General features: G+C 69.8%; 8 protein-coding genes. All 8 read left to right on the top strand.

Going from position 1 to position 5,893, the window contains the following annotated elements; translation table 11 throughout:
• Nucleotides 1-351: type VII secretion protein EccB (locus ACWD3D_RS32475; RefSeq protein WP_451464318.1), on the top strand; the 351-nt coding region annotated here is incomplete at its 5' end.
• 114 nt (nucleotides 352-465) lie between these two features.
• Complete coding sequence (locus ACWD3D_RS32470; RefSeq protein ID WP_451464317.1) at nucleotides 466-852, top strand: hypothetical protein; 387 nt, start codon at nucleotides 466-468, stop codon at nucleotides 850-852.
• Between the two features lie 86 nt (nucleotides 853-938).
• Nucleotides 939-1,232, top strand: coding sequence for a hypothetical protein (locus ACWD3D_RS32465; RefSeq protein ID WP_451464316.1), 294 nt, complete (start codon nucleotides 939-941; stop codon nucleotides 1,230-1,232).
• The gene (locus ACWD3D_RS32460) at nucleotides 1,232-1,684 is read left to right on the top strand and encodes a hypothetical protein (RefSeq protein ID WP_451464315.1); all 453 of its coding nucleotides are present in this window, start codon (nucleotides 1,232-1,234) and stop codon (nucleotides 1,682-1,684) included. The genes ACWD3D_RS32465 and ACWD3D_RS32460 overlap by 1 nt, the downstream gene beginning before the upstream one ends.
• 42 nt (nucleotides 1,685-1,726) lie before the next feature.
• Nucleotides 1,727-3,697: a hypothetical protein gene (locus tag ACWD3D_RS32455; RefSeq protein WP_451464314.1), complete on the top strand. Its 1,971-nt coding sequence runs from the start codon at nucleotides 1,727-1,729 to the stop codon at nucleotides 3,695-3,697.
• A complete protein-coding gene (locus ACWD3D_RS32450) occupies nucleotides 3,697-4,179 on the top strand; it encodes a YbaB/EbfC family nucleoid-associated protein (protein ID WP_451464313.1) in 483 nt (160 codons plus the stop codon). Before ACWD3D_RS32455 ends, ACWD3D_RS32450 begins: the two co-directional genes overlap by 1 nt.
• Nucleotides 4,172-4,498, top strand: a complete 327-nt coding sequence (locus tag ACWD3D_RS32445) for a hypothetical protein (RefSeq protein ID WP_451464312.1) — start codon at nucleotides 4,172-4,174, stop codon at nucleotides 4,496-4,498. Before ACWD3D_RS32450 ends, ACWD3D_RS32445 begins: the two co-directional genes overlap by 8 nt.
• 24 nt (nucleotides 4,499-4,522) lie before the next feature.
• Nucleotides 4,523-5,893: WXG100-like domain-containing protein (locus tag ACWD3D_RS32440; protein WP_451464311.1), on the top strand; the 1,371-nt coding region annotated here is incomplete at its 3' end.

The raw sequence follows: 5,893 nt of genomic DNA, 5'->3' as shown, positions 1-5,893 counted from the left end.
ACCGAGACCCACACCAGCACGGCGGGGACCAGCAGGAAGGTGACCCCGGCGGCTCTGCGGCGTACCGTCTGCGCGTTCATCAGCCGGCCACCTTCCGAGTACCTGGTGACGGATGCGGGAGTGGCCTACCCACTGGCCCCGAAGGCCGCGCAACAACTGGGATACGAGGCGTCGTCGGCGGTGCGCCTCCCGTACCGTCTGCTGAGGCTCTTTCCGCAGGGCCCGCTTCTCGATCCGGCGGCCGCGAATCGGGCCGGACCGCTATCGGCCGCAGGGCCGAATGACGGCGGCGACGAACCCGTCAGGACGGCCCGTTCGTATACGAGTGCGCAATGCGGGCCGGCGGATTGAAAGCCGGGAATTCTCTGAGCTTTATTTGAGGTTGTTTTCCTCCACAACTTTCGGTATCAGCAACTAAGGTGACGTGCCATCAGTTCGGGCGCGCACGGCAAAGGAGAACGTGACATGAGTGACTACGCGGACACCGTGGGTGGTTCGGACCGTTACAACAGGGAACAGGCGGCGATCGACCTCGCCCGCCAGGCGCTGGAGGACAACGTCGCCGCGATGGCGAAAGCCGCCAACACCGTGCGGCAGATCCACGACGACGTCCGGATCTCGTACGTCGCCGCGTCCGCCACCTCGTTCACCAACAAGCTCGAAGAGTGGCTGGATGTCTACAACACCGTGAAACAGCGCGTGGACTCCCTGCACCAGGCCCTGACCGCCGCCGACCAGACCCACAACACCGGCGAGATGGACGCCCAGCAGTACTCCGCCGCGTGGAGCCCGTCCGGCGGCACCTTCTCCGACGAGGGCGAGAGCGCCTACGCGGCGCTCAGCGGCAAGTAGCCGCCCCTGCTCGCCCGTCATGGCGGGAACGTACGACCTCGGGACCACCGAGGACCGGAACACATCAACGCATCGAGGAGAACGACATGGCGGACGTCGAACTGAAGAAGGCCGCGGCCAACGCCGCGATCGACGACATGGGGCAGGCCAATGCCGCGATGACGGCGGCCCTGCAGGACATGCTGGACCGCATCCGGCCGCTCCAGCAGTCGTTCTCCGGCGACTCCGCGCAGGCGTGGGCCGAGTTCCAGGGCACGGTGAACGCGGCGATCAACAAGATGAACACGACCTTCACCCAGGGCACGCAGGCCCTCACCAACATGGTGGACCTCCAGATCCAGGCCGACCTGGCCGGCGGCCGCCAACTGTCGGCGCAGTGATGGCCGATCAGGCGACCGGCGACGGCACGGGTACCTACAAAGTCGACCAGGCGGCGATCGACCGGACGGTCGCACAACTCAACGGAGTCATCGAGGCGTTGATGAAGAATCCGTCGCGGCTGACCTTGCAGACCTTCGCCGGCAAGGGCGGCAGCGGCATCTACCCGCACATCTACGCCGGTTCCGGCAAGGGCGCGGTGAGTGCCACGGCCCTGCAGGACAAGTTCAAGGCGTTCGCGGTAGCCATGGAGACGCAACTGGCCTCGATGGAGACCAATCTCGGTGGTCTCGTCAAGGACCTCGTCCTCGCCCACCAGTTTCAGAAGGAGGGCGAGGAGGGCGCGGCGCTGACCGCCGCCGAGATGATGGCCGATCTGCGGGACGCCCTGGCGGCCTTCGGCGGATCGACGAGCACGACGACAACCGCCCCGGCCGGGGCCCCCACCGCGTAGCGGCGATACGGGCGACGCGGCCCCGCGAGAGGAGCACGACGGATGGCGGAAGGGTCCTGGGAGGACGCGCTCTCCCTGTACACCGGGCAGGAACCCACCACCAGGGAGCAGGTCGCGGGCAGCGGAGAGGGTTACGCGAGCTGGTTCGCCGAGCACATGGTGGAACCGGCGAGCGCGCAGAGCGGTCCGCCGGAGGGCTGGGACCTGGCCGTGTCGATCCCCTGGATCCTCACCGATCCGCTGTTGCTCCCCACGGTGCTCTACTACCGCGTCGGCGTCCGCCTCTCCCCGGACATCGGCTCGAACGAGGGGGACACACCTCTCCACCGGTTCATGAGCGAACCGATCGACCGGCTGTACGGGGGCGCTTCCGACGCGGGCACCGACATGGTGAAGCTCCTCAGCTTCGACTCTGCGGTGATGGCCGCGCGGGGCGTACACGACCACCTCATGGCCACCCACGAACTGATCACGGGCATGGCCCGCGACATCGACGTGCCCGACGCGGAGCTCCAGGGCAGCGCGGCCGGCGCCCTCAAGGACGCGCTCACGGGCATCGCCAACGAGTTCGAGGACCTGGCTGTGCAGATGACGACTCCCCGGGAGTTCACCGGGGAGATCGACCGTGCCCGCAGTCAGCTGCGCGATTCCACCATGGCGCTCAGCCGCGCCTACGAGACCTGGAGGAACAGTCCCGGCGCCTGGCCCGCCCAGCGGGTCGTTCATCTGTTCCACCAGGCCTTCGATCCGTTCGTCGGACAGACCGCCCAGACGGTGAGCGGAACGGCGGGACCGGTCGTCCAGACCCCGTTCGGCTCACCCTCCGACCAGGGCTTCTGGGACCGGTTGGAAGACCGGGCCAAGCAGGACTGGAAGATCGGAGTCGTGGACAATCTGGACGCGGCCGCGCACGTCCAACTGCCCGCCGTCGAGGGTGCGTACAGCACGGCCGCTGCTCTCGTCCCCGGCGTGACCGCGCCGAACTGGCGCACGCCGAACAGCGCCGAGACCTACAGCGCGAGCCCTTACGGCACCCAGGCGGACGGTACCCCGGCCACCGCGGCGGACGCCGCCGCGCGGGCCGCCGAGGCGGCACGGGCCGAGGAACAGGAGTCCCTCACGGACGAAGGTGCCACGACGGACGGCGACAGCCTCGCCGCCCAGTCCTTCGCCGCCGGCCCCGGGTCCGCACAGGTCGACGACACATCGGCGGCCTACACCGACGACGCGGCGGACACCACGAACGTGGCGGACACCGCCGCCCTGCGCGAGCAGGCCCTCCAGAACGCCGCCGCCCAGGCGGGCTCCGGAGAGCTGAGCTCCGACGGCGTCAGCACGGGCGGCCTCGGTCTCACGGACGGCGGGACCGGGTACGACGGCGGAGCGTATCCGACGGGGTCGGTCATCAACGCCGACGGCACGGTGACCGCTCCGGGCGGTGGCCTCCTGCGAAACACGAACGGCAGCCTGGTCAAGGCTCCGGCGGGCGCCTACCAGACCCAGCAAGCCCAGATCCGGCGGTCCCAGGCCCTGGAGGACGCCGCCGAGGCGCAGGACAAGGCGTACGAGGAGCAGCTGAAGGGCCAGCAGCAGAGCGCCGCGCGGCAGCGCGCCCTCGAACAGTCCCTCCAGCGCGCGCGTTCCTCCACGCGCACCACCGGCCTCGACGCGGACGCGCTCGAAACCGCCCGCAACGCCGGGGCGACCCTGCGCGTGAAGCAGCCGGACGGCAGCTACACCGACTACACCAAGGCCGCCGGGGAGACGGCGGCCTCGCGCGCGACCCGGGTGCGCACGTCCTCGACCGAGCCCGTCACCGGCGCGGCCGGGGAGGCGGCGCTCAGCAGCCGGCGTTCCACCACGTCCAGCAGCCCCACGACTCCCCCGATGGGCGGCGGCATGTCGCCGGGCGGGGCCGGACAAGGGCAGGACCGGGAACGCAAGAGCTACCTCGACGAGGACGAGGACACCTGGGGAACACGGCGCACCGGCGGAACAGGAGTGATCGGCTGATGGAGGAACGACAGTCACGGGGGCCGGCTCCGGCCATCGCCTCCGTGCTCCAGGAGCAGCTCGGGGAGATGACGACGAGTCTGCGCGCCCAGCGGGACCGCCTCCTGGAAACCCAGCGGGAGCTTGCGGCGCGGACCATCACCGTGCGTTCGAAGGACCGTTCCGTCAGCGTGACCGTCGGCGCGCGCGGGGACGTCCGTGAGATCAAGTTCCACACCGAGGACCATCGTCGGCTGGACGCGGCCCGGCTGGGCAAGGTCCTGCTCGACGTGGTCACCAGGGCCCAGGAGCAGGCGGGCCGGGAGGCTTACGAGGCGTTCGCGCCCCTGCGGGGCGCGGGCGCCGCGATGCGCCGCTCCATGGAGTCCGGCAGCGCGCTGGAGGAGTTGCTGGCCCCTCTGCGTGCCGCCACCGCCGATCCGATGGCGGGCGAGGCCCCACGGGACGGCGCAGCCGCACGGAAGGGATGGGCCGATGAGTGAGGACCTGCGCACCACCGAGCAGCTCAAGGCGCTGTTCGCGCAGTACCCCGGCGCGGCGGACGCGCTGCACCGTGTCAACCAGAACGTCGCGCGGATCAACGAGATCAACGCGCGGGGCGGCGGCGACGGCGAGGACGAGGCGTCGAAGCAGTACCGCGAGGCCATCACCGCCGGAATGCCTCCGATCACCCAGACCCTCGATCTGCTGAACGTCCTCGTCGACCAGCTCGGCGTCGACGGCACCGACGCGATGAAGATCTTCGACAGGGCGGAGACCGAGGCCCAGCAGATCGGCGCCGCCTGGACCGAGGACTCCTGACGTGAAAACCTCCCGGCGGCGCCCGTGCTGACCCCCAGCCCGCAGGCGCAGGAGCTGATGAAGGCCCTCACCGGCATGGAGTGGCCGTCGATCAACGAGGACGAACTGCGCGAGGCCGCCGACCTGTACGAGTCCACCGCCGAGGACTTCGACACCATGCGGGACGAACTCGCCGAGCTGGCCAGGTACATCAGGGAGAACTTCTCGGGCGAGGCGGCCCAGGCCTTCGTCCGCTACGCCGAGCTGCTCACGGGCGGCGAGGCCCCCGCGCTCGCCGGGGTGAAGGACCAGGCGGCCAACCTCGCGCAGATCGCCGACGACACCGCGACCGACGCCGAGTACGTCAAGTGGATGATCCTCGCGCAGATGATCGAGCTCATCGCGGAGATGATCTTCGAGGCGGCGGTCTGGTGGGTGCCCGGCCTCGGTCAGGCGGTCACCGCCCATGTCTCGCTGCTGACCATGCTGGTCCGGTTGCTGGTGCCCCGGCTGATCCGGGCGCTCGTCCGGAGCATCGCGGTGCACACGGCGGTCAGCGTCGCGATGGGGCTGGCGATGGACGCCCTCATCCAGGGCGTCCAGATGGCCATGGGCAACCGCGATACCTGGAGTACGGACTCCACGATGCAGGCTCTGGCCTACGGAGCGGTTCAGGGACTGGTGGGCGGAGCGATGAGCTTCGCCGGTGCCAAGGCGGGCGCGCGGATCGGCCGGATGCTCGGCAACGACTTCACCAAGCTCCTCACCCAGGAGACCGGCAGGAAGCTCGCCTCCCTCAGCGGCTCCGCCCGCGACGGCAGGCGTTTCGCCGACGATCTCGTCGGCACGCTCGGCGGGATGAACGGCGAGCTGGCCAAGGGCCTGAACAAGTCCGCGAACGAGTCCCTGGCGAAGGCGTTCGTACGCGGCGTCGGCGACCAGTTCGCCCGGTCGGGGCTGAAGGGCATGACCAAGGAGCAGGCCCGGGATGTGGGAACCGGCTGGGCGAAGACGGTGCTCAGGGAGTGGACCGGGCCGGGATCGGCGGCCACCGTCGGCAGGGCTCTCCGCGAGGAGCTCGCGGGCCGGGTGGAAGGGCCGGCGCTGCGGGTACTGGCGGACGATCTCCCCGACGCCATGTCGAAGGCCGGGATCGGTCCGTCGAAAGGCTTCCTGCTGGGTCAGTACGGCACCGACATGCTGCTCGAAGGCGTGTCGCAGAACCTGTCGGAGGGCGCGTACAACGTGCTGACGACAGGGCAGTTCAGCACCACGGGCGGGACATTCCTCTCCGGCTTCCTCACGACCGGCATGAGCCACGCGGGGCGCCACTTCGTGGTGCAGCCGCTGACGCACCACCTGGGCCAGGATCACGCGTGGGTGCAGAAACTCAACGACCGGTTGGCGGCCCTGGAC

It is taken from the genome of Streptomyces sp. NPDC002690 (assembly GCF_053592415.1).
Note: the sequence above shows the minus strand (reverse complement) of the source record. Positions and strands in the feature narration are given on the sequence as shown.